Raw genomic sequence first — 21,658 nt, forward strand, 5'->3', positions numbered from 1 at the left:
GCACACCAGCCGCCGGATCGGCCGCCGGCGCACGGCGATTGCACCGGCGCACGGACCGGTACGTCGTCGCTCGGTCGACCCCGGACCAGGGGTGTGACCCACACCTCCGGCCGCTCGTCGTGTGGGCCATCCTCATGGGCCCGGCCCACGTGTCCCGCCTACCGTGTCGGGGCGGGCCGCTCCGGGCCCGCCGGGCGGAGGAGTTGACGATGGTGCGGAAGTCGGGCGGCTGGATTCTCGCGGTGTTGCTCGCGCTGCTGACCGGGCTCGTCGGAGCGCCGGCCGCCTCGGCCGCGGCGCCGGCCTACCTCACGATGGAGGCGAGCTACACCTCGCCGGCCAACGGCTGGGAGCGCGTCGAGCGTTATCTCGACACCACCGCCGGTTTCCACCAGGAGCAGTACCCGCCGGACGGTCGCGGTGACCAGGACGGTCAGCGCCTGACCTTCTTCGGCGGGGTGAAGCAGCCGTATTCCGGGCGCTTCCTGCTCTATTCCGCGCCCGGCTGGAACAGCGGCGCACACCAGGTGCCGGTGCTGCTGGTGCACGGCGCCAACGACAACCCGGACCGGGCCTGGGCCAACCCGGGCGAGTCGGGTGGCTACGGGTGCGGGACGGCGTCCTGCCCGAACACCGGTCTGATGCAGTACCTCTCCACGCGGGGATACCGGGTTTTCGCCATCGGCTTCGCGCACAAGCAGGGCGACAACCTGATGCAGGCTCAGGAGGTGGGCGACGCGGTCGCGTTGATCCGCGCCCGGTTGGGCGTTCCCCAGGTGGATCTGGTCGGCTGGAGCAAGGGCGAGATGTCCACCAGGGCGTACGTCTCCTCGGTCAAGCCCTCCTGGGGGCGGCCGTACGCCGGCGACGTACGGCGGCTGGTCACCCTGGGCGGCCCCAACGGCGGCTACGACTACCCCTTCGCGCACGGCTGGGCGCACGATTTCAGCATCTGGCCGGAGTGCGGCGGCAAGGTCAACGCGCCCTCGCCGCACCTGCGCATGACGTGCTACGGGACGTATCAGGCACACCCGGAGTACGCGTTCACCCCGACCGGCGGCTACGACGACTACCCGGGGCAGCGGCAGATGTTGGCCCGCTGGGACGGTACGTACGGGGTCGACCAGAGCCAACAGGACTGGTACACCACGTACTACGGCGGCCAGGGGTTCTACACCGACGGCACCGGCATCCAACCCGCCATCGCCGCGGGCTCGTTGATCACACCGCTGCACCAGGCCGGCATCCCCGCCCAGGTCCGTACCTTCCTGCTGGCCGGCGGTACACCGAGCATCCTCGGCATCTTCAACGAGAACCGAGGGCCCAGCGACGGCGTGGTCTTCGTCTCCAGTGCCCTGGACACCACCGGAGTCGGTACGGTCGGCGGGACCGCGCTGGTCGCCGGCGCCAACCACCTCGAACTCGGCTGGAACACCACGGTCGCGGCCAAGGTCGCCGGCTGGCTCGACTGAAGGAATCAAGGATGCTGCTGCCCACCATCGCCGCCGGTCGGATCGCGACCTCCCGGCTCACCGTCAACTGCCTGCAGATTGAAGGACGTTCCGGTGAGCCGGTGGTCTTCGTGCACGGCAACGTGTCGTCCTCGCTCTTTTGGCGACAGGCGATGCTCGAACTGCCTTCGCACTACCGGCCGATCGCGCTCGACCTGCGCGGCTTCGGCGACACCGACCCGCTGCCGGTGGACGCGACCCGCGGCCTGCGCGACTACAGCGACGATCTGAGCGCGCTGATCGAGGCGCTCGACCTGGGCCGGGTACACCTGGTCGGCTGGAGCCTGGGCGGAGGCGTGGTCCTGCAACAACTGCGGGACCACGCCCAGCGGTTGCGCTCGGCGACCCTGGTCAACCCGGTCTCGCCGTACGGGTTCGGCGGCACGCACGGGATCGACGGCCGGCTGAACAGCCCGGACGGCGCGGGCTCCGGCGGCGGCGCCGCGAACCCGGAGTTCGTGCGGTTGCTGGCGGCAGGCGATACCGGCGGGGAGTCACCGCTGTCACCCCGCGCGGTGTTCGACGCGTGCTACGTCAATGCGCCCGTGGAGCCGGCCGACGCCTATGTGGCCTCGATGCTCACCACCCGGATCGGCGACGACCACTACCCCGGCGACTCCCGCACCAGCGAGGTCTGGCCGGGCCTGGCTCCGGGCGACCGCGGCGTGCTCAACTGCCTGGCGCCGACGCACTTTCGGATCGACGACCTGGAACTCGCCGAGGCCCGGCCCCCGGTGTTGTGGCTGCGGGGCTCGGCCGACGTGATCGTCTCGGACACCTCGCTCTTCGACCTGGCCCACCTGGGCGCACTGGGCGCCGTTCCCGGCTGGCCCGGCGCGGAGCACTGCCCGGCCCAGCCGATGATCGCCCAGACCCGCGCCGTCCTGGCCCGCTACGCGGCGGCCGGCGGCCCGGTCCGGGAGGCGGTGATCGAGGGCGCGGGCCACAGCGTGCACATCGAGCGCCCCAAGGAGTTCCTGACGGAACTGCTCCGGGTGCTGCACGAGGCCACCCCCGAAACCCCGGCCGGGTGACGCCCCGCGGGCAGCGTGCGGCCGCCGGGGACCCGGATGTCACATGTGTCCCCGGATCGTGCCGTTCCGGTAACAGCGGCCGGCGAGCGCGGTTCGCGGCTTTAGGGTCGTGATCACAAGCACGGCGCCGCCGTCGGGTACCCGGCACCAGGGGGGTTACGGGTACCCGCGTCACATACACGGCGGCGTCGTGGTCCGCGACAGACACCGAACTGGGGGGTTCACGGTGCGTATCACCATGCCGCGTCGCGCGGCGACCAAAGTTGTTGTACCGCTGACCGCGCTCGCGCTCTTCGGCCTTACGGCCTGCGAGAAGTCGGGCGGCGACGCCAAGGACGAGCCGTCCGCGTCCGCTTCGGCATCCGCCGACAGCGGCAAGGGGGACAAGAACGCGACCCCGGCGACGGACCGGCAGTTGTCCGCGGCCCTCATCGACGGCAAGGACCTCCCCGCCGGATACGGCGGCGGCAAGGTGTCGAACGAACGGTCACCGGACAAGCCGGGCCAGGTGGTCAGCCCCGCCGAATGTGTGGCGCTCGGCAGCGGCGGCACGTCGCACCCGGTCGGCCACGCCGAGCGGTCGTACGCCCTCGCTCCCGCGGACCCGGAGTCGGACGACTCGGTGCGGGTGAGCCTGTCCAGCGCGCCGCGCGATGTGCTGCAAAAGCAACTCGACGACGGGATCAAGGCGCTGGGTTCCTGCGCGCACTACACACTCACCGAAGGCGGCGACGTCACGACCTTCGCCGTGACCGACGTCAAGGTCGGCGTGCGGGGCAAGGACAGCGTCTCGTACAAGGTCGCGGTTTCCGGCAACGGCCGACTGCTCGGCACCGCCGTCAACACCCTGGTTCTCCGGGGCACCACCGGTCTCGCCGTCACGTCGTTCGCGACGCCGGGCAAGGGCGACCCCGCCGATACCGGCCCGTTCGTGAGCGCCCAGCTCTCCCGGCTCGACAAGATGCCTCCGGACACGGGGAGTTCCCCGTCCGAGCCGGCGCGGCCCACGGCCAAGCCTTCGGCCACGCAGAGCGCCGAGAGCAGGACGATGCCGACCGCCGACACACTGACGGCGGCCCTGCTCAACGCGCAGGAGATTCCGGCGGAGTACTCGGCCGAGGCCCCGGAACCCGCGACGCCCGAGGCCGCACCCCGACTGTCCGACCCGCGTTGTGCACCGTTGATGGACACCTCACTGGACCAGCGCACCGCCGCGATTCAGCAGAAGTATCGCAAGACGACCCTCGACGCGACCGTACAGCCCACCGAGGGTGTGGTCACCGAACTGTCGAGCGGCCGACACGCGGTGCTGAAGCAGGAGTTCGACGCGTACGTCGCGGCGCTCAAGGTCTGCTCGTCGTTCTCCGAGACCAACGACGACGGCACGGTCGACCGGTACACGATCACCGAGGTCTCCGTCGGACGCATCGGCGCGGACACCGTGGCGTTTCGGATGCGCGACGACCACCCCACGAACGGACGCCTGTACGCCTACCTCGTGGTGGCCGTGAAGGGCAACGTCGCCATGCAGATGGCGTCGTTCGCACAGGCCGGCCCGGCCGAGGTGCCGTCCGCGATGATCACCGGCCAGCTGTCCAAGGTGGCCCAGATCGCGGGCTGACGACCCGTCATGTGAGGCGAGCATGCCCGGGCGGCGGGGCCACGAGGTGGTCGACCTCGTGGCCCGCCGCTCAGTCCACGTAGCGGGCGGGGGGTGGGGTTGCGGTGGGGTCGGAGAGGTTCGCGGCCAGCCACTTTCGGTAGGAGGCCATCCATGGGCTGTTCGGGCCGCCTGCGCGGTAGTTCTCCAGGATTGCGTTGACCCGGCGGACGAGGTCGGTGTCGTTGGGATTCATCGCGACGCCGTACAACGTTTCGTCCAGGCGTGGTTCCAATACGCGGATCATCGGGTCCTGTGCGGCGAGTCCCGCGGCGAGTGAACCGTGTGTGAGGATCGCATCGGTCTGACCCTCCTGTAGGCGCACCAGGCAGTCGAGATGGTTGTCGGCGAGGTCGACGATCGCGCCCAGGTTCGCCTGTGCCAGTACGTCCACGGCCGTGGTGCCCGCGCCCACGCACACCCGCCGTCCGCGAAGCGACGCGTCGAATGCCCGCACGGGCGATCCCTTGGGCACCACGAGCTGCTGGCCGCTGCGGAAGTAGACGGTGGAGAAGGCCACTTCGGACTTGCGTTGACACGTGATGGTCATCGTCCGCACCATCACGTCGACGTCTCGGGCCCGGAGCCGCGGGACACGCTGGTCGGGGGACATGGTCACGAACCTGACCCGGGCGTTCGGGCCCAGGATCCCGCGGGCGATGGCCCACACGATGTCGATGTCGAACCCGACCACCTCGCCCGTCGCCGGGTCGACGGACCCCCATAGGTAACTGTTGAGGTCGATGCCCGCGACCAGGAGTCCGTTCTGCCGGATCCGGGTGATCGCCGGCCCGTCGTCGGCGTTCGTCGGCCGCAGACTGGCCCACGGATCGCACGCGGGCGGCGGCGCGGCCGGCGGCGTGGCGGGCGGTGTCGCCGCCGGCGCTCCGACGACCGCCGCGGGTAACGGGCGCCGCGTGGGCGGGGAACCACCGCATCCGACCGCCAGACCCATGAGCACGACCACTACCAGACATCCGGCCGCCACTCTCACCTGTTGTAAGCGCATCGTCCGCCACGTCCTCTCCGTACGGCGCCTGTCGGAGGCGCCGCGCGCACGATCCGCACCCGCCCCCCGGTTCGATCGACACCATCGTTGCGTCCCGAGAGGAGGCAGGTGTGGGTATCTCCCCATGCGGCCGGCCGGCTCACGGCCGATGCCCGGTTTATGGCGACATGGCGACTCGGCCGGGCCTCCGGCCCGAGGTTCGGCAGATTCAGCCGGGCCGGCTCGCCTGGGGAGTGGGCCGCTCGGGCTGCGCGTTGTAGCCGGCGATGTCGCAGTGCAGCGGGCCGCACAGGCCCGGCTTGCCGAGTTCGCGGAAGTTGACGTCGACGTCGGTGGCGGGTCGGCCGCCCGGAACGCGGGCGTTGGCCGCGGTGCAGGTGAGTTGGTGGATCGCGTCCACCGGCACTCGCCCGGCGTCGAGGGGCAGCGTGAGCGTGACGCTGCCGCCCCCGGTGTCGACAATCGACCCGGCCGGCCACCTCCCGCAAAAACCCCACCCAGAGGCCTCGTCATCGTTTCATCACACCCCGTGAGAGAAACGGTCATCCATCACGACCGACATCGCGGTGGCTGTCGGTATCGGTCTGCTCGCGACGTTGGCGGGAGCGGGGGTGATCCGAAACTCTTTGGTTTTTGTGCTGTATTCGTGGTCGTCGGGCAGAAGTCGGCCATGGGCACAGCGATGCGGGTTCCGCAGACGCGGGACATGAAGGGTGAGGAGTTGTCGGCCGACGAGGCGTGGGCGACGCTGCGTCGGTACGGCGGGTGGACGCTGGTCAAGAACGCGTTCATCCGCTTTCGGTACGCGGACGGGTTCACGCACTCGCGTGCGCTCGCGCTCCAGGCCGTGTTGTCGGTGCTGCCGTTCGCGATCGCCGTCGTGGGTCTGTCCAGGGTCTTGCACACGGACAAATTCGGCATGTTCGTCTCGTCGGTCCTCGGTCGGCTGTCCACCGGCCCCAGTTCGGCCGTCGTGCAGGACACGCTGCGCGACGCGGGTGAGGGCAGCGCGGCAGCGCTCTTCCTGGGGCTGCTGTTCGCGCTGGTCAACGTCGCGACGGCGATGAGCCAGATCGAGCGGGGCGCCAACCGGATCTACGGCGTGGAACGCGACCGCCCGTTCCCGCGCAAGTACGGCCGCGCCGCGGTGATGACCCTCGTGGTGGGCATCCCGATCGGTCTCGGCGTACTGCTGACCGTGGCAGGACGTGACATCGTCGGAGCGGCCGGCGACGTCTACGGCTGGAGCGACACCCAACAGGCGTTGGGGAACACGATGCGCTGGCCGGTGGGCATCGGGCTCGCGCTGCTCTCGGCGTCCGCGGTGTTCCGGTGGTCGCCGCGCCGTCGCCAACCCGGCTTCACCTGGCTGGCGTTCGGGGCGGCGGTGTACGTGGCGTTGTGGGTGTTGCTGACGTGGCTGCTGGGCCTGTACGTCCGCTTCAGCAGCTCGTTCGACTCGGTGTACGGCCCCCTCAGCGCGTTCGTGTCGTTGATCCTGTGGGCCTACCTGACCTCGATCGCGCTGTTCCTGGGCTTGGCATTCGCCGCACAACTGGAAGCGGTCCGCGCCCACCTCCCCGAACCCATAAAGCCCGATCCCGGAGCCTGACGCCGGCGGGCGCCCCGGCCAAATCGTCTTCGTGGGTGGGTGGTTGGGGAGGGTGTGGGGTTTTTGACAGATTGTGCCGTGCCGGTTGCGTTTTATTGACGGTCGACTTGTGCCTGTGTGAGCGTTTCGTTCGCTCGGGCACGAACCCGACGCACCTGACGGTCGGTTCCGTTCACCTCGCGGGGCCGGCGCGAGTCGGACTCGTGGTCGAGGCCTGTCCTCCATCCAAGGAGCCTCGATGAAACGCAGCACGGTGACGGTCGGGTCGGTCCTGGCCCTACTCGCCGGCCTCGTGGTCGGTACCTCCCAGTCGAACGCGGCGACGCCTCCGCCCGCGCCCGGATTGGCGGCGGCCGTGTCCGCCGCCGACCGGGCCGCGACGAGCGGCCTGGACGTCCTGGCCAAGGGCCCCGACGAGAGTTACGTGCGGCAGCAGGTCACCCCGTGGGTCGACAACCTGTACTCCGTGGCCTACGAGCGCACCTACCGCGGGCTGCCCGTGGTCGGCGGCAGCGCGGCGGTACTGGCCGACGGCAACGGCACCGTCCGGGCCGCCCAGTCGGCCACCGATCAGCGGATCGACGTCCCCGTCAAGCCGACGGTCGGCAAGGACGCGGCCGAGAACGTCTCGCGTGCGCAACTCAAGGTCGTCGAGAAGGTCGACTCTCGACGCCTGGTCGTCCGGGTCCGGGAGGGTGGCGCGAACCTGGCCTGGGAGACCGTGCTGATCGGCAACACCGACACCGCGCCCAGTCGGCTGCACGTCTTCGTCGACGCCCGCTCGGGGCAGCTGCTCGACTCCTACGACGACGTCAAGGGCGGCACCGGCACCAGCCAGTGGAACGGCCCCAACCCGCTGACGATCACCACCAGCGGCAGCGCCGGCAACTACAAGATGACCGACCTGACCCGGCCCGGCCTGTCCTGCTCCGACTACAACGGCGGCGTCTTCACCAAGGCCACCGACACCTGGGGCAACGGCAACGCCGCGAGCAAGGAGACCGGCTGCGTGGACGCCCTGTGGGCCGCGCAGAAGGAATGGAACATGCTCCGCGACTGGCTCGGCCGCAACGGCCACAACGGCACCGGCGGAAGCTGGCCGGTCCGCGTCGGGCTGCCCGCGGTCAACGCCTACTGGACCGGCTCGCAGATCCAGATCGGCCACAACCAGAGCAACCAGTGGATCGCGTCCATGGACGTCGTGGGCCACGAATTCGGGCACGGCATAGACCAGTTCACCCCCGGCGGCGCCGGCTCCGAGGCCGGTCTGGGTGAAGGCACCGGCGATATCTTCGGCGCGCTCACCGAGGCGTACACCAACGAGCCCTCGCCCTACGACCGCCCGGACTACCTGGTCGGCGAGACGGTCAACCTGGTCGGCAACGGCCCGATCCGCAACATGTACAACCCCTCGCAGATCAGCAACAACCCGAACTGCTACAGCGCCTCGATCCCGGGCACCGAGACCCACGCGGCGGCCGGGCCGTTGAACCACTGGTTCTACCTGCTCGCCGAGGGCACGAACCCCGGCGGCGGCAAGCCCAGCAGCCCGACCTGCAACAACACGCAACTCACGGGCGCCGGAATCCAGACCGCGGGCAAGATCTTCTACGGCGGCATGTTGCTCAAGACGAGCGGCATGACCTACAAGAAGTACCGCACCGCGACCCTGAAGTCAGCCAAGGCGCTCGACTCCACCTGCGGCCTGTTCAACAAGACCAAGGCCGCCTGGAACGCGGTGAGCGTCCCGGCCCAGCCCGGTGACCCGACCTGCCCGTGATGCCGAACGCACCTCGATAGGCATCCGACGACAGGCACCCGACGTCCGTTCCCCAGACGAGGCCGCGGCCCCCGCCGCGGCCTCGTTCGCCGTGTCGGGTTCCGCGCATCCGGCGCCGTCGACGGGAGCCGTTCCCGGAACGTCCCGGGAGATCGGATGGCTGAGGACCCGAGGGTGTGGGGGCGACGCCGCGAGCGGCCGATGGGTGGTGGTCCAACCAGCCCTGTTTTCCGGTGCGCCCGGCCGTCATACTGGAAGTCATCGGACCTCTGGAAGGATCATCGGCATGGCTGTGACGGACGAGGCCATCGACAGGATCAAGGAGATGATCGTCTCCGGGGAGCTGCGGCCCGGCGACAAGCTTCCGAAAGAGGCGGACCTGGCCACCAAGCTGGGGTTGTCGCGCAACTCGCTGCGCGAGGCGGTCAAGGCGTTGTCGCTGATCCAGATCCTGGACGTACGCCAGGGCGACGGCACATATGTGACCAGTCTGGAACCGGGCCTGTTGATGGGCGCGATCGCGTTCGTCGTGGACTTCCACCACGACAAGAGCGTGCTCGACTTCCTCCAGGTCAGACGGATCCTGGAACCCGCCGCGACCGCGCTCGCCGCGGCCCGGATCGACGCCACGGGGATCGCCGAGCTGCGCGGCCTCGCGCAGGTCGACGAGCCGCAGCCGACCACCGAGCAACTGATCGAGCAGGATCTGCGCTTCCACCAGGCCATCGCGGGCTTCAGCGGCAATCCCGTGCTGTGCTCGCTGCTGGACTCGCTGTCCAGTCCCACGATGCGCGCCCGGCACTGGCGCGGCCTGACCCAGAGTGGTTCGTGGGAGCGTACGGTGCGCGAGCACCAGGCGATCGTGGACGCGCTGGAGAGCGGCGACGCGGAGGCCGCGCGGGCGTGGTCGACGGCGCACATCGCGGGCGTCGAGCAGTGGCTGCGCAAGGTGGCCTGACGCGCGGTCGGGCCGGGCCCGGCAGTGCCCGACCCGACCGCGCCCGGCAGTGCCCGACCGCGCGGTCAGGCCAACGACGCGGCGTGTGCGGGGTCGATCGCGTGCCGAAGCGGCCGGTCCTCGGTGAAGCGGCGCACTTCCTCGAGCACGAGCTGTCCGAGGCGGTGGCGTTCGGCGCCCATGGCGCCGGCCAGGTGCGGTGTCAAAACGACGTTGGGAAGGGTGAACAGTGGCGAGTCGGCGGCCGGGGGCTCGGGGTGCGTGACGTCGAGTACGGCGGTGAGGTCGGGCCTGGCCCGCAGGACCTCCGTGGCGGCGGTCTCGTCGATCAGCGCGCCCCGCGCGGTGTTGATCAGTGTCGCGCCCGGCCGCATGGAGCCCAGCAGCCGTGCCCCGATCGAGCCGCGGGTCTCGGGCAGCAGCGGCGCGTGGAGGCTGACGACATGGCAGCCGGCGAAGAGTTCGTCGATGGAGACCAGCCGGACTCCCGCGCGCTCGGCGGTGTCCGAGGAGGCGATGGGATCCGTGGCGAGCACCTCGACGTCGAAGCGCGCCAAGTGGGCGGCGACCAGCCGGCCTATGTGCCCGAGCCCCAACAGGCCCACCCGTGACCGGTAGGCGCCCGGGACGTCGGGATTGGTGGGGAAGCGGCGGTTGTGCGCCACCTCCCGCGCGATGTGGTGGGCCTGCTTCAGCCCGAGGAGGACATGGGCGAGGGTGAACTCCGCCACCGGAACCGCATTGGCCGCGGCGGCCGAGACGATCGGGATGCCGCGGTCCCAGAAGGCGGGTGTGGTCAGATGCCGGACGGATCCCGCCGCGACGAGAACCGCCCGCAGCCGTGGGGCATGTGACAGGAGGGCGCCATCCAGGACGGGTGCACCCCAGCCCGTGAGCAGAAGGTCGACGTCCCGCAGCACACCCGGGTCCGCGGCCAACTCCTGCCTGGTGAGGGGAGGGCCCTGCCAGTGCACGAGCCGGCCGAGCCCGGCCAGCACTTCGGGCGGGTAGACGTCGGCCCGGCGTGCTTCCTCCATGACCAACAGCGCTGTCGGTACGGTGGCCGGTTCGTTCATGGCGGGTCGGTCTCCTCGGCCTGTCCGATGGTGGACCGACAGCCGGACGATCGGCGGTCCCTGCTCGGATGCGGTGGCAAACGTCTGACTGAATGTCGCGATTGGTACGGCCTGGCCCGGGTTCGGCGCGGGCCGGCCCGGGTGTTGTCCGGCCTGAAGCTCACGGAAACCATACATCGGATCATTGAAATGTCATCGCTGTGACCTTGACTGCTCGAACTTCTCGACTCGGACGACTACTCGCCGTTCCCGTCGATGCCCAAAATCCACGCGTAAGCGCCCATCCACCGGTGCCAGGCCGTCTCTACCGCCCGTCGGATCACGTGGAGCCGGTGCGGGAGCGCGCCGGACGAGTGTTCTCGTCGGCCGCTGAAACCTCTTGTATTCATCGGACTATTGACCGGCGAATCGGACCCCGTTACCGTCCCAGCAAGCGCTTTCCAGGCCACTGCGATCCGGCGAAAACAGGAGTAGTCATGCAAAGATCGCGATGGATCGGTGTCGGGGCCCTCGCCTCCGCCCTGATCCTCACCAGCTGTACATCCGGGCCTGCGGGAGTGGATGCCAAGCAGAACTCCAAGGCGCCTCTCGAGCTTTGGACCCGCACGACGCCGGGCGGACCGGGCGAGAAGGGTGCGCAGGAGCTGGCCGCCGCCTTCGAGAAGGCCACGGGCTTCAAGGTCGAGGTCACGGCCATCTTCGACGACTTCGAGACCAAACTGCAGCAGCGCGCCGCCCAGAAGAAGCTTCCCGACATCGTCATGAACGACGCGACGCAGATCGGGACCATGCACAGCCAGGGTCTGCTCCGCGAGATCGACATGGGCAAGATCAAGGACAGCGCCCAGATCATCGCTCAGGGACTGCAGTCCGGGAAGAGCCTGGACGGCAAGCAGTTCGGCCTGCCCATCTCCGCGCAGGCGTCCGCGCTGCTCATCCGCAAGGACTGGCGCGAAAAGCTCAAGCTCGAGCCCCCGCGGACCTGGGACGAGTTCGCCGCGATGGCCGCGGCCTTCACCACCCAGGACCCCGACGGCGACGGCAAGAACAACACCGCCGGGCTCGCCGCGCCGCTGTCCACCAAGCGCGGCTACGCCTCCTGGTATTTCTCCAACTTCCTCTGGGCCGCGGGTGGCGACTTCATCACCGAGACCGGCAAGGGCAAGTACAAGCCGGCCATGACCACCCCTGCATCGGTGCAGGCCATGCAGTGGTTCCGTGACCTCGGCTGCAAGAGCAAGGCGATCCAGCCCGGCGCCGTGACCATGGACACCCCGCCGACGAACGAGACGTTCGAGGCGGGCAAGGCCGGGATGTACGTCGTCGGCCCGTACCTGCTGCCGCGCTTCGACAAGTCGCTCGGCGCGGACAAGTACGAGGTCGTGCCGATGCCCAAGGGGCCGAAGGACGCCACCGTCCTCGCCGAGGGCAGCTCCGTCTACCTGATGGCCGGCTCCGACAACCGCGCCGGCCAGGACGCCTTCGCCGCCTTCGCGGTCTCCGTCGAGGGCCAGAAGAAGGGCATGGAGGGCACCACCGGCTACACCGTGCAGATTCCCGTCAACACCAACGTGGACATCGCCCAGATCCGCACCGACCCGCGCTGGAAGACCTACGCCCAGGCGTATCAGGACTCCGGCCGCTACGCGCCGTCCATCCCGAACTGGACGCCGGTGCGACAGGTGACGGCGGACGCGGTGAACGCGCTGATGGCGGACTGCGGCCTCGACATCAACGCCAAGTTGCGTGAGCTCGACAAGCAGCTCGCCGACATCCTCAAGGAGCAGGGGATCGCCGCGTCATGAGCCTCGACCAGGCGGATCCGGCCGCCCTGCCGGCGACCGGCCCCGCCCCGCGAAAAGTGGGTCGCCGGGGCGGCGGGGCCGCCGACCGCCGGGTCCGCGGCCGCAGGGGAGGGCGGTGGTGGACGCCCTGGCTGTTCCTGGCCCCGGCGCTGATCCTCTCCCTGTACTTCAAGTTCATTCCCATGGTCAACGCGGTGACCATGTCCTTCCAGGACGTTCAGCCCTACCTGGGAAACCGGTGGGTCGGCACCGAGAACTACAGCACGGTGTTGCAGTCCCACGGCTTCCGCGAGGCCGTGTGGCACACGATCGTCCTCGCCGTCGGCCAGACCTTCGGCGCGATGGCGCTCGGTTTCGCACTGGCCCTGCTGATGGAGGGGCAGAGCCGCCGGCTGGGATTCGTGCGCTCCGCCGCGTTCCTTCCGGTGGTGGTGCCGATGGCGGTCGTCGCCGAACTGTGGCGGATCATGTACCACCCGACCGGCGACGGCATGCTCAACTCCATTCTCGCTCTGGCGGGAATGGGCCCATCGGGGTTCATCAACGACCCCGACACCTCGATGGCATCCATCATGGTTACCGGCATCTGGCGCGGCGCCCCCTACGACATGATGATCTTCCTCGCCGGTCTGACGAGTGTGGACCGCGGTCTGTACGAGGCGGCCAGGGTCGACGGTGCCTCCCGGTGGCAGCGGGTGCGGCATGTGACGGTGCCCGGGCTGCGATCGGTGTTCTCGATCCTGTTCATCCTCGCCGCCATTCGCGGACTGCGCGTGTTCACCGAGGTGTTCCTGCTGACCAACGGCGGGCCCAACGGCTCCACCGAGGTCGTCATGACCCTCATCTACAAGCTCGGACTCGAGCAGAACCGGCTCGGAGTCGGCGCGGCGGGAGCGGTCCTGCTGTTCGCGGCGACGCTGATCCTGACCATCATCGTCCAACTGCTGCGGCGGAGGGAGAGCAAGTGAGCGAGTCGACCGAAACCGCGCTGGGCCTGACCGAGAGCCGCAGCATCGGCGGACGGATCCTGAAGGCCGTCGTCTACCTCCTGGTCCTGACCATGTTCGCGGGTCCGCTGCTGGCCCTGCTCGTCGGCGCCTTCGGCGACATCAAGGACCCGACGCAGCTGAGCATCGTGCCTTCGGGCTTCACGTTGGACAACTTCAGCATCGCCTTCGACCAAGGGGTGCTCAAGTATCTGCTGAACTCCTTCTTCGTCGTCGGCTTCGGGCTGCTGCTCCAAGTGTCCGTCTCCGTCCTGGCCGGATACGCGCTGGCCAGGAAGGTCTTCCCCGGCATGACGCTGGCGTTCGTTGCCATCCTGGCGACGCTGATGCTGCCCGAGGAGATCCTGGCCATCCCGCTGTCCGTCGTGCTCGCCGACCTGCCGGTCGTGCACTTCAACCTCATCGGCACCCTCGCCGGAATGATCGTTCCGCTGGGCGCCTGGGGGTTCTCCATCCTGGTGATGACCGAGTTCATGAAGGACGTGCCGCGCGAACTCGAGGAGGCGGCGCGCATCGACGGCGCCGGGGACTTCCGGATCTTCGCCCAGATCATCCTGCCGATGTGCAAGCCCGCGCTCGGCGTCATCGGGGTCTTCGGCTTCACCATGATCTGGGACCAGTACCTGCTGCCCCTGCTCGTGGCCACCGACTCCTCCTCGTACACGCTGCCACTGGCGCTGCGGACCCTGCGGATCGATCCGGCCGTGACCCCCGGCGTGGTGATGGCGGCCTCGCTGCTGGCGCTGCTGCCCTCGGTGATCGTCTTCCTGTTCTTCCAGCGGTCCTTCGTCAGCGGCCTGTCCTCCGGGGCACTCAAGGGCTGACCCGCACACCCGTCGGCCCCCTTCCCCACCCCCCTCCCGTACGACCAGCCCGACGCGCACGAAAAGCCGGCGCGCGCCGACGGCCGACGAGAAAGAGCGATTCCCCATGACCGCGAGCGCTGACACCCCGCAGGCGCATTCGTCCGCGACCCCGGATCCCGAGGCAGGCCCGGAGACGAACTGGTTCACCACCGCCCGGTTCGGCATGTTCGTGCACTGGGGTCTGTACTCCCTCGCCGCACGGCACGAGTGGGTCAAGAACCGGGAGGAACTGACCGACGAGCAGTACCAGGTCTACTTCGACCACTTCGACCCGGACCGCTACGACCCCGTCGAGTGGGCCAGGACGGCCAAGGCCGCGGGCATGCGCTACGTCGTGCTCACCACCAAGCACCACGACGGCTTCTGCCTGTGGGACAGCGCCCTCACCGAGTACAAGGTCACCAACACCCCGTACGGCCGCGACCTCGTGGGGCCGTTCGTCGAGGCGTGCCGCGCCGAGGGGCTCAAGGTCGGCCTCTACTACTCGCTGATCGACTGGCACCACCCGTCCTTCCCGGTGGACGGCACCCACCCGCAGCGCGACGACGAGGCGTTCAAGGCCGCCAACGCCGACCGGGACATCCGCGAGTACCAGCGCTATCTGCACGGCCAGGTGCGTGAACTGCTGACCTCGTTCGGACGGATCGACTACCTGTTCTTCGACTTCTCGTACGTCGGGCGCGCCTGGTGGGGCGGCAAGGGACCCGACGACTGGGACTCCCCGCAACTCCTGAAGACGATTCGCGAACTGCAGCCGCACGTCCTCGTCAACGACCGGACCGGCCTGCCCGGGGACTTCGTCACCCCCGAGCAGTACCAGCCGTCCGGCCCGATGACCGAGAATGGGCGACCCGTGGTCTGGGAGGCCTGCCAGACGCTCAACGGCAGCTGGGGCTACGACCGGGACAACCTGGACCACAAGAGCCCCGACCTGCTGATCCGCATGCTCGTCGACGGCGTGTCCAAGGGCGGCAACCTGCTGCTCAACGTGGGGCCCGACGGCCGCGGCGCGCTCGACCCGCGCGACACCGCCATCCTCGACGAGATCGGCCGGTGGACGCGGCTGCACGAGCGGTCGATCCGCGGCTGCGGCCCCTCCTCGTACACCGCCCCCGCCGAATGCCGGTACACCCAACGCGGCGACCGGCTCTACGTGCACCTGTTCGCCTGGCCGCCGCGTCACCTGCACCTGCCCGGCCTGGCCGGGCGGGTGCGCTACGCCCAACTGCTCAACGACGCGTCCGAGATCATCCCGGTCCACATCGACCCGGACCGGCCCGCGGTCAACACCGAGATGGGCGGCCAGCCCGCCGGAACGCTCACCCTCCAGATCCCGGTCGGGCGCCCCGACACCCCCGTACCCGTCATCGAACTGTTCCTGGACGCCCAGGCGCCCCGGGACGCCGACGACACCACCGGGGACACCCCGATCGCCGGCTGATCACCAGCCGCAACACCGTCCGTACCTCCACCACATCCTCACGGAGGCACCATGCAACGCCGCACGTTCCTGATGGGTACCGCGGCAGGGGTGGCGCTGGCCGCCGCCCCCGTCGGCGGAGCGCTGACCGCGAGCGCGAGCGCGGCCCGCGGCGCCGTCCGCACACTGGACGAGCTGCAGGCCGCGATCGACCGGGCACGACCCGGCGACCGGATCGTGGTGGCCGACGGGACCTACACCGTCCCCTCGGACCGCCCGCTCACCATTCGGAACAAGCAGGGCATCGGGTTCGCGCCGATCACCATCGAGGCCCGGACGCAGGGCGGCGTCGTCCTGGAAGGCGAACACAGCTTCGTCTTCGAAGCGTCCACTCACATCACCCTGAGCGGCTTCTCCTTCCGGCAGCGGAACACGCTGGACATACCACCGGACTGCTCGCACATCAGGCTCACCCGCAACGACATCCACCTCGCCGACATCGAGGGCGTGCACTGGGTGATGGTGCGCGCGGACGACAGCACCGTCGACCACAACCACTTCCACGGCAAGAGCACCCTCGGCATCTACCTCGGCATCGAGGGCGCGAACACCGAGGAAATGGCCCAGCGCGTCCACGTGTACCGCAACTACTTCTCCGACCACACCTTCACCGGCTCCAACGGCGGCGAACCGATCCGGCTCGGCGTCAGCCCCCGGGCCCTGTCCAGTGCCCACGCGATCGTCGAGTACAACCTGTTCGAGCGGGCCAACGGGGACCCCGAGGCGATCTCGGTGAAGAGCTCGGACAACACCATCCGGCACAACACCATCCGCAACAGTTTCGGCGGAATCGTCCTGCGGCACGGCAACCGCAACCGGGTGGAGGCCAACCACTTCATCGACGGCACCGAAGGTGTGCGGATCTATGGCAACGACCATGTGATCGTCAACAACCACCTCTCCGGCCTGGCCGGGCGCGCCCTGGTGATCGGCAGCGGATCGGAGCGCGATCACGTGCCCGGCGAGACGCCCGAGGCGCGCCGCGGCAACGACGCCCCCGACCGCATCCTGATTGCCCACAACACCCTGGTGAACAACGGCGGCACGATCTCCGGCGAGAGCCAGCGCCCGCACGAGCCGCGCGATGTCACCGTTGCCGACAACCTGTTCGTGGCGGACACGGGCCAACTGGTCGCCATGGCCAACACCGTGCGCTTCACCTGGTCCGGCAATCTCCTGTGGGGCGCCGCCGCGGACGGCAACATCCCCGCCGGCGGCGGAACCCGGGTCGACCCGAAGCTGGTGAAGGACGCGTACGGCATCGCCCGCCCGGCCGCCGGCAGCCCGGCGATCGACGGCGGCACGCCGCGCCGGCCGCGCATCACGCACGACATCGACGGACAGCCCCGCACCAGGACGCCCGACGTGGGCGCGCACGAATACTTCCGCCGGGCGCCGAAGTGTGGCCCCCTGACCCCCGCCGACGTCGGTCCCCTGGCCGACTGAGCGACCCGCCCGCCCACTTCGACGCAGGAGGCATCATGCAACGACGCACGTTCCTCAAAGGCTCCGCCGTGGCCGCACTCGCCGCGGTACCCCTCACCACCTCACTGTCGGGCAGCGCGTCCGCGGCCGACATCCCGGTCGCCTCCCTCGCGGCGCTCCAGAGCGCGATCAACGGCGCCGCGCCCGGTGACCGGATCGTCGTCGCCGATGGAACCTACACGGTCCCCACTGGCGGCTCGATCACCATCTCCGGCAAGAACGGCACGAGCGCCGCACCCATCACCATCGTGTCGAAGACGCGCGGCGGTGTGGTGCTGCGGGGCGAACGCAGCTTCGTGCTGAGCAATTCGACCAACATCGTGATCAGCGGCTTCGCCTTCCGGCAGAGCACCACGCTGGAGATCCCGACGAACTGCCCGGCGATCCGGCTGACCCGCAACGACTTCCAGTTCGCGGACAACGGCGACCCGTACTGGGTCGTCGTGCGGGCGAACGACACCAAGATCGACCGGAACCACTTCCACAACAAGACCACCACGGGCATCTTCGTCGTCGTCGACGGTCCCAACAAGACCGACATGGCGCAGAACGTACAGATCTTCCGCAACCACTTCTCCGACCACAGCTTCACCGGGGACAACGGCGGCGAGCCGATCCGCTTCGGCGTCAGCGGCAAGGCCCTGGCGAACGCCGGCGGAAAGGTCGAGTACAACCTGTTCGAGCGCTGCAACGGCGACCCCGAGGCCATCTCGGTGAAGTCCTCGGGCAACACCATCCGATACAACACCATTCGGGACAGCAAGGGCGGCATCGTGCTGCGCCACGGCAACGGCTCGACGGTGGAGGGCAATTACCTCATCGGCGGCGTCGACGGGGTGCGGATCTACGGCAACGACCACGTGATCGTCAACAACTACCTGAGTAGTCTGTCCGGCCGCGCCCTGGTGGTCGGCAGCGGCAGCACCCGGGACCACACCCCGAGCGAGACGGAAACCCAGCGGCGGGGCAACGACGCCTGCGACCGCGCGGTGATCGCGCACAACACGCTGCTCAACAACGCGGGCATGTTGGAGGGCGAGACGCGGGCGTTCGAACCGCAGAACGTGACCATCGCCGACAACCTGCTGGTCGGCGACTCCGGCGACCTCGTGGCCATGGGAGCCACCACCGGCTTCACCTGGAAGAGCAACCTGCTGTGGGGAGCGGCCGGCAACGGCAACATCCCCGCCGGCGGTTTCACCCGGGCCGACCCGCTGCTCGCCCAGGGCACGGACGGTGTGTCGCGACTGACGGCGGGCAGCCCGGCGATCGGCGCGGCCACGCTGAACATCACCCTGGCCGACGACATCGACGGAGACCAGCGCGGCAGCGTACGGGACATCGGTGCCGACGAGTATTCGACGGCGCCCGCACTCCGGCACCCCCTCACCGCCGCGGACGTGGGCCCGAACGCTCCCTGAGCGACCGGCGGTGACGGGGCACCGGACACCCGACCGGTTCGTGCAACCGACCGCGCCCGACCTTGCGAAGCGGTCCGCCCGGTCCCGTCCGGGCGGACCGCTTCGGACCCCGCAGACCACTCACAGGCCGACCGCAGGAAGGCAGGGCCATGACCGAGGAGAGCCAACGGAGCGCGGCGGACCACCCCCCGCTCCGCCCGTCGGCCGCGTCGGACGCCGGGCGGATCCGTCCGGGCCTGTGCTCGGTCACCTTCCGCCGGCTGCCCGCCGCCGAGGTCGTGCGCCTCGCGGTCGACGCGGGCCTGGAGGTGATCGAGTGGGGCGCGGACGTGCACGCGCCGGCGGAGCGGCCCGGCGCGGTCCGTGCGGTCCGTGAGGTCTCCGCCCGCCACGGGCTGGTGTGTTGCTCGTACGGCTCGTACTTTCGCGCCACTCCCGCCGAACTGGCCGGATTCCCCGCCGTCGCCCGGGCCGCCGTGCTGCTCGGGGCACCCCGGATACGGGTCTGGGCGGGCGCGACCGGATCGCGGGAGGCCCGGCGCGACGAGCGGCACACCACCGTGCGCGGCCTGCGGGAGGCGGCCCGGATCGCCGCCGACCACGGCCTGGAACTCGCGACGGAATTCCACGGCAACACACTCACCGACACCGTCGCCTCGACCATTCGGCTGCTCGACGAGGTGGACGCCGACAACGTCCGCACGTACTGGCAGCCGCCACAGAACGCCCCCGACGAGGAAGCGCTGGCCGGGCTCGTCGCACTCGGCGACCGGGTCACCGCCGTGCACGTCTTCTCGTGGTGGCCGGGCAACAACCGGCTGCCGCTCGCGGATCGCCGGGACCTGTGGGTCGCGGCCCTGGGCCTACAGGCGGGCCGGGGCATCGAGGCACTCCTGGAGTTCGTCCCCGGCGACGACCCTGCGGTGCTGGCACGCGAGGCCGAGACGCTGCGGCGCGCGGCAGGATGAACCCCTCGACCCGACATGGTCGAGACTGTGATCCGGCGGGCCACGCGTGGGATGTCCCGCCGGGCCGCCACCCATCGACGCCAGGACGGCAGGCATGCACTTCAAGGACGACGACACGCTCCTGTTCATCGGCGACTCCATCACCGACGCGGGCCGCGACCGCACGGACCCCACGTCGCTCGGCGGGGGATACGTGCACGAGATCGCCCGGACCCTGCGCGAGCGGGCACAGAACGGACCCGGGCCTCGCGTCGTCAACAGGGGCATCAACGGCCACCGCGTGTACGACCTCGAATCCCGCTGGAGCACCGACGTCCTGGACCACCGGCCCACGGTCGTCACGGTCAAGATCGGCATCAACGACACCTGGCGACGCTACGACCGTGACCTCCTCAGCCCGGTCGACGAGTTCGAGGCATGCCTGGACCGGCTGCTCGCGGCCACCGCGCGGAAGTCCTCCGCGCGGCTGGTCGTGATCACCCCGTTCCTGCTCCCGGTCGGGCCGGACCAGGAACGCTGGTTCGAGGACCTGTCACCGCGCACCGACGCCGTGCTGCGGGCGGCTGCGCGCAATGCGGCCCAGGTGGTTCGCGCCGACCTCCTGCTGCCCCGCGCGGCGCAGGAGCGGGAATCGGCGGAGCTGGCCCCGGACGGAGTGCATCCGAGCCCGCTGGGACACCGACTGATCGCCGACGCGTGGCTCGCCGAGGTCGCTCCCGCCGCCCACGACGTACGGCGGTAGCCGACTCCGGGACCGCGTACCGCTCTATCCGCTCTATCCGCTCTATCCGCTCGGCCGCGGGCCGCGCCGGGCCCGGGCCGTCGAGTCGCGGACGACCAGCTTGACCGGCAGGGTCATCGGCTTGCCGGTGCGCGGTGCCGGTTTGCCGCGCGAGGACAGCAGCGCGTCGACGGCGGCCCGTCCCTGGGCGCGCAGCGGGGCGGCGACGGTGGTCAGTCCGGGCCGGACGATGCGCGTCGGGAAGATGTCGTCGAAGCCGACCACGCTGACGTCCCGGGGCACTCGCACGCCGCGCGCCTGGAGGGCGAGCACGACCCCGATCGCGAGTTGGTCGTTGTACGCCACGACGGCGGTCGGCAGGTCCTCGGGGAGCGCGTCGACGGCTTCGCGACCGCCCGCGACCGTCGGCGCGAACGGGCCCACACGCTGCACCCGCAGGCCCAGCCCGGTCGCCGCCTCGCGCAGGCTCCGCAACCGCATCCCGTCCGCCCACGAGGCCTCCGGGCCGGCCACGTAGGTCACCGTGCGATGACCCAACCGGGCCAGGTGTTCCGCGGTCACGAGCATGCCGTGCGGGTTGTCGAGGGTGATGCTGGGGACGTCGGCGACATCCCGGTTGAGCACGACCACCGGCCGCTGCTTGGCGGTCATCCGGATGGCCGAGTCCGACAGCCGGGTACCCGCCAGGACCAGTCCCTCGACGGCGGGCAACGCCCTTTCCAGACTGGCGCGTTCCACCCGGTCGTTCTCCTGGGCATCGATCAGGAGCAGGACGAACCCGGCCTCGGCGGCGGCCGACTCGGCGCCCCGGATGATCTCGGCGTAGAACGGGTTGGTCACGTCGGAGACCACCAGCGCGAGCATCGAGGTGCGGCCGGTGGGCAGCCCCGACGCCAACGGATTGACCCGGTAGCCCAGCTCCGCGGCCACCCGCCGGATGCGCTCCGCGGTCGCCGCGTTGACCCGGCCGGGCCGGGCGAACGCCCGGGACACGGTGGACGCGGCCACCCCCGCGGCCCGGGCGACATCGTAGATCGTCGGCGCCTTCCCGCCGGTCGGTGCGCTCGGTGCGCTCGGTGCGCCGTCACGCTCGCTCACCCGATCTCACTTCCGTTCTCGCGGGAAAACCCCACGTCCGGGGCGGCGACACCGGTGGTCGGACGATGCCGTGACCGCCCACGGGATGGTGGGAGGCAGCGCACTGTACCCCGTTTCGTCGCCGCCACCCACCGCGCGGCGGCGCC

At 70.0% G+C, this 21,658-nt stretch carries 18 protein-coding genes; 14 read left to right on the forward strand and 4 right to left on the reverse strand.

The window, feature by feature from the left end:
* Window positions 1-209: 209 nt before the first annotated feature.
* The 3 genes from ACFXKZ_RS35695 to ACFXKZ_RS35705 all read left to right on the forward strand — a co-directional run bounded on the left by ACFXKZ_RS35695 (window position 210) and on the right by ACFXKZ_RS35705 (window position 4,166).
* Window positions 210-1,472: an esterase/lipase family protein gene (locus ACFXKZ_RS35695; RefSeq protein ID WP_380006295.1), complete on the forward strand. Its 1,263-nt coding sequence runs from the start codon at window positions 210-212 to the stop codon at window positions 1,470-1,472.
* Between the two features lie 11 nt (window positions 1,473-1,483).
* Complete coding sequence (locus ACFXKZ_RS35700) at window positions 1,484-2,545, forward strand: alpha/beta fold hydrolase (RefSeq protein ID WP_380006298.1); 1,062 nt, start codon at window positions 1,484-1,486, stop codon at window positions 2,543-2,545.
* A gap of 226 nt (window positions 2,546-2,771) precedes the next feature.
* Window positions 2,772-4,166, forward strand: coding sequence for a hypothetical protein (locus ACFXKZ_RS35705; RefSeq protein ID WP_380006301.1), 1,395 nt, complete (start codon window positions 2,772-2,774; stop codon window positions 4,164-4,166).
* A gap of 70 nt (window positions 4,167-4,236) precedes the next feature.
* On the opposite strand, the gene ACFXKZ_RS35710 is transcribed toward ACFXKZ_RS35705, so the two are convergent.
* Window positions 4,237-5,160: a glutamate ABC transporter substrate-binding protein gene (locus ACFXKZ_RS35710; RefSeq protein WP_380006864.1), complete on the reverse strand. Its 924-nt coding sequence runs from the start codon at window positions 5,158-5,160 to the stop codon at window positions 4,237-4,239.
* A 262-nt stretch (window positions 5,161-5,422) separates the two neighbouring features.
* Window positions 5,423-5,614 (reverse strand): hypothetical protein, encoded by a 192-nt coding sequence (locus ACFXKZ_RS35715; RefSeq protein ID WP_380006304.1) that lies wholly within the window; start codon window positions 5,612-5,614, stop codon window positions 5,423-5,425.
* 270 nt (window positions 5,615-5,884) lie between these two features.
* Between ACFXKZ_RS35715 and ACFXKZ_RS35720 the strand changes: the two genes are divergently transcribed.
* The 3 genes from ACFXKZ_RS35720 to ACFXKZ_RS35730 all read left to right on the forward strand — a co-directional run bounded on the left by ACFXKZ_RS35720 (window position 5,885) and on the right by ACFXKZ_RS35730 (window position 9,564).
* Window positions 5,885-6,826, forward strand: a complete 942-nt coding sequence (locus tag ACFXKZ_RS35720) for a YihY/virulence factor BrkB family protein (RefSeq protein ID WP_380006307.1) — start codon at window positions 5,885-5,887, stop codon at window positions 6,824-6,826.
* 238 nt (window positions 6,827-7,064) lie between these two features.
* Complete coding sequence (locus ACFXKZ_RS35725) at window positions 7,065-8,606, forward strand: M4 family metallopeptidase (RefSeq protein ID WP_380006310.1); 1,542 nt, start codon at window positions 7,065-7,067, stop codon at window positions 8,604-8,606.
* Window positions 8,607-8,892: 286 nt separating this feature from the next.
* Window positions 8,893-9,564 (forward strand): FadR/GntR family transcriptional regulator, encoded by a 672-nt coding sequence (locus tag ACFXKZ_RS35730; RefSeq protein WP_380006313.1) that lies wholly within the window; start codon window positions 8,893-8,895, stop codon window positions 9,562-9,564.
* Window positions 9,565-9,629: 65 nt separating this feature from the next.
* On the opposite strand, the gene ACFXKZ_RS35735 is transcribed toward ACFXKZ_RS35730, so the two are convergent.
* Window positions 9,630-10,640, reverse strand: a complete 1,011-nt coding sequence (locus ACFXKZ_RS35735; protein WP_380006317.1) for a hydroxyacid dehydrogenase — start codon at window positions 10,638-10,640, stop codon at window positions 9,630-9,632.
* 476 nt (window positions 10,641-11,116) lie between these two features.
* Between ACFXKZ_RS35735 and ACFXKZ_RS35740 the strand changes: the two genes are divergently transcribed.
* From ACFXKZ_RS35740 to ACFXKZ_RS35775, 8 genes are all read left to right on the forward strand, one after another.
* A complete protein-coding gene (locus ACFXKZ_RS35740; RefSeq protein WP_380006320.1) occupies window positions 11,117-12,445 on the forward strand; it encodes an extracellular solute-binding protein in 1,329 nt (442 codons plus the stop codon).
* On the forward strand, window positions 12,442-13,413 hold the full coding sequence (locus ACFXKZ_RS35745; RefSeq protein WP_380006323.1) for a carbohydrate ABC transporter permease: 972 nt from the start codon (window positions 12,442-12,444) through the stop codon (window positions 13,411-13,413). The genes ACFXKZ_RS35740 and ACFXKZ_RS35745 overlap by 4 nt, the downstream gene beginning before the upstream one ends.
* Window positions 13,410-14,276, forward strand: coding sequence for a carbohydrate ABC transporter permease (locus ACFXKZ_RS35750; RefSeq protein ID WP_380006326.1), 867 nt, complete (start codon window positions 13,410-13,412; stop codon window positions 14,274-14,276). The genes ACFXKZ_RS35745 and ACFXKZ_RS35750 overlap by 4 nt, the downstream gene beginning before the upstream one ends.
* Window positions 14,277-14,382: 106 nt before the next feature.
* A complete protein-coding gene (locus ACFXKZ_RS35755) occupies window positions 14,383-15,759 on the forward strand; it encodes an alpha-L-fucosidase (protein WP_380006329.1) in 1,377 nt (458 codons plus the stop codon).
* Window positions 15,760-15,810: 51 nt separating this feature from the next.
* Window positions 15,811-17,244: a polysaccharide lyase 6 family protein gene (locus ACFXKZ_RS35760; RefSeq protein WP_380006331.1), complete on the forward strand. Its 1,434-nt coding sequence runs from the start codon at window positions 15,811-15,813 to the stop codon at window positions 17,242-17,244.
* A gap of 35 nt (window positions 17,245-17,279) precedes the next feature.
* Entirely contained in the window at window positions 17,280-18,704 is a 1,425-nt protein-coding gene (locus tag ACFXKZ_RS35765) for a chondroitinase-B domain-containing protein (RefSeq protein ID WP_380006335.1), read from the forward strand.
* 149 nt (window positions 18,705-18,853) lie between these two features.
* Window positions 18,854-19,672: a sugar phosphate isomerase/epimerase family protein gene (locus ACFXKZ_RS35770; RefSeq protein ID WP_380006338.1), complete on the forward strand. Its 819-nt coding sequence runs from the start codon at window positions 18,854-18,856 to the stop codon at window positions 19,670-19,672.
* A gap of 94 nt (window positions 19,673-19,766) precedes the next feature.
* Entirely contained in the window at window positions 19,767-20,414 is a 648-nt protein-coding gene (locus ACFXKZ_RS35775) for an SGNH/GDSL hydrolase family protein (protein ID WP_380006341.1), read from the forward strand.
* 42 nt (window positions 20,415-20,456) lie between these two features.
* Here the strand turns inward: ACFXKZ_RS35775 and ACFXKZ_RS35780 are convergent, their stop codons facing one another.
* Window positions 20,457-21,512, reverse strand: a complete 1,056-nt coding sequence (locus ACFXKZ_RS35780; protein WP_380006345.1) for a LacI family DNA-binding transcriptional regulator — start codon at window positions 21,510-21,512, stop codon at window positions 20,457-20,459.
* Window positions 21,513-21,658: the final 146 nt, after the last annotated feature.

The organism is Embleya sp. NPDC059237, assembly GCF_042754105.1.
Taxonomy (GTDB): Bacteria; Actinomycetota; Actinomycetes; order Streptomycetales; family Streptomycetaceae; genus Embleya.

Excerpts from the sequence above, each read along its gene's own strand:
- ACFXKZ_RS35760 (WP_380006331.1), top strand. The coding sequence starts at position 15,811 with ATGCAACGCCGCACGTTCCTGATGGGTACCGCGGCAGGGGTGGCGCTG.
- ACFXKZ_RS35695 (WP_380006295.1), top strand. The coding sequence starts at position 210 with ATGGTGCGGAAGTCGGGCGGCTGGATTCTCGCGGTGTTGCTCGCGCTG.
- ACFXKZ_RS35710 (WP_380006864.1), bottom strand. The coding sequence starts at position 5,160 with ATGGGTCTGGCGGTCGGATGCGGTGGTTCCCCGCCCACGCGGCGCCCG.
- ACFXKZ_RS35720 (WP_380006307.1), top strand. The coding sequence starts at position 5,885 with ATGGGCACAGCGATGCGGGTTCCGCAGACGCGGGACATGAAGGGTGAG.
- ACFXKZ_RS35770 (WP_380006338.1), top strand. The coding sequence starts at position 18,854 with ATGACCGAGGAGAGCCAACGGAGCGCGGCGGACCACCCCCCGCTCCGC.
- ACFXKZ_RS35755 (WP_380006329.1), top strand. The coding sequence starts at position 14,383 with ATGACCGCGAGCGCTGACACCCCGCAGGCGCATTCGTCCGCGACCCCG.
- ACFXKZ_RS35735 (WP_380006317.1), bottom strand. The coding sequence starts at position 10,640 with ATGAACGAACCGGCCACCGTACCGACAGCGCTGTTGGTCATGGAGGAA.
- ACFXKZ_RS35700 (WP_380006298.1), top strand. The coding sequence starts at position 1,484 with ATGCTGCTGCCCACCATCGCCGCCGGTCGGATCGCGACCTCCCGGCTC.
- ACFXKZ_RS35745 (WP_380006323.1), top strand. The coding sequence starts at position 12,442 with ATGAGCCTCGACCAGGCGGATCCGGCCGCCCTGCCGGCGACCGGCCCC.
- ACFXKZ_RS35765 (WP_380006335.1), top strand. The coding sequence starts at position 17,280 with ATGCAACGACGCACGTTCCTCAAAGGCTCCGCCGTGGCCGCACTCGCC.
- ACFXKZ_RS35725 (WP_380006310.1), top strand. The coding sequence starts at position 7,065 with ATGAAACGCAGCACGGTGACGGTCGGGTCGGTCCTGGCCCTACTCGCC.
- ACFXKZ_RS35730 (WP_380006313.1), top strand. The coding sequence starts at position 8,893 with ATGGCTGTGACGGACGAGGCCATCGACAGGATCAAGGAGATGATCGTC.
- ACFXKZ_RS35740 (WP_380006320.1), top strand. The coding sequence starts at position 11,117 with ATGCAAAGATCGCGATGGATCGGTGTCGGGGCCCTCGCCTCCGCCCTG.
- ACFXKZ_RS35775 (WP_380006341.1), top strand. The coding sequence starts at position 19,767 with ATGCACTTCAAGGACGACGACACGCTCCTGTTCATCGGCGACTCCATC.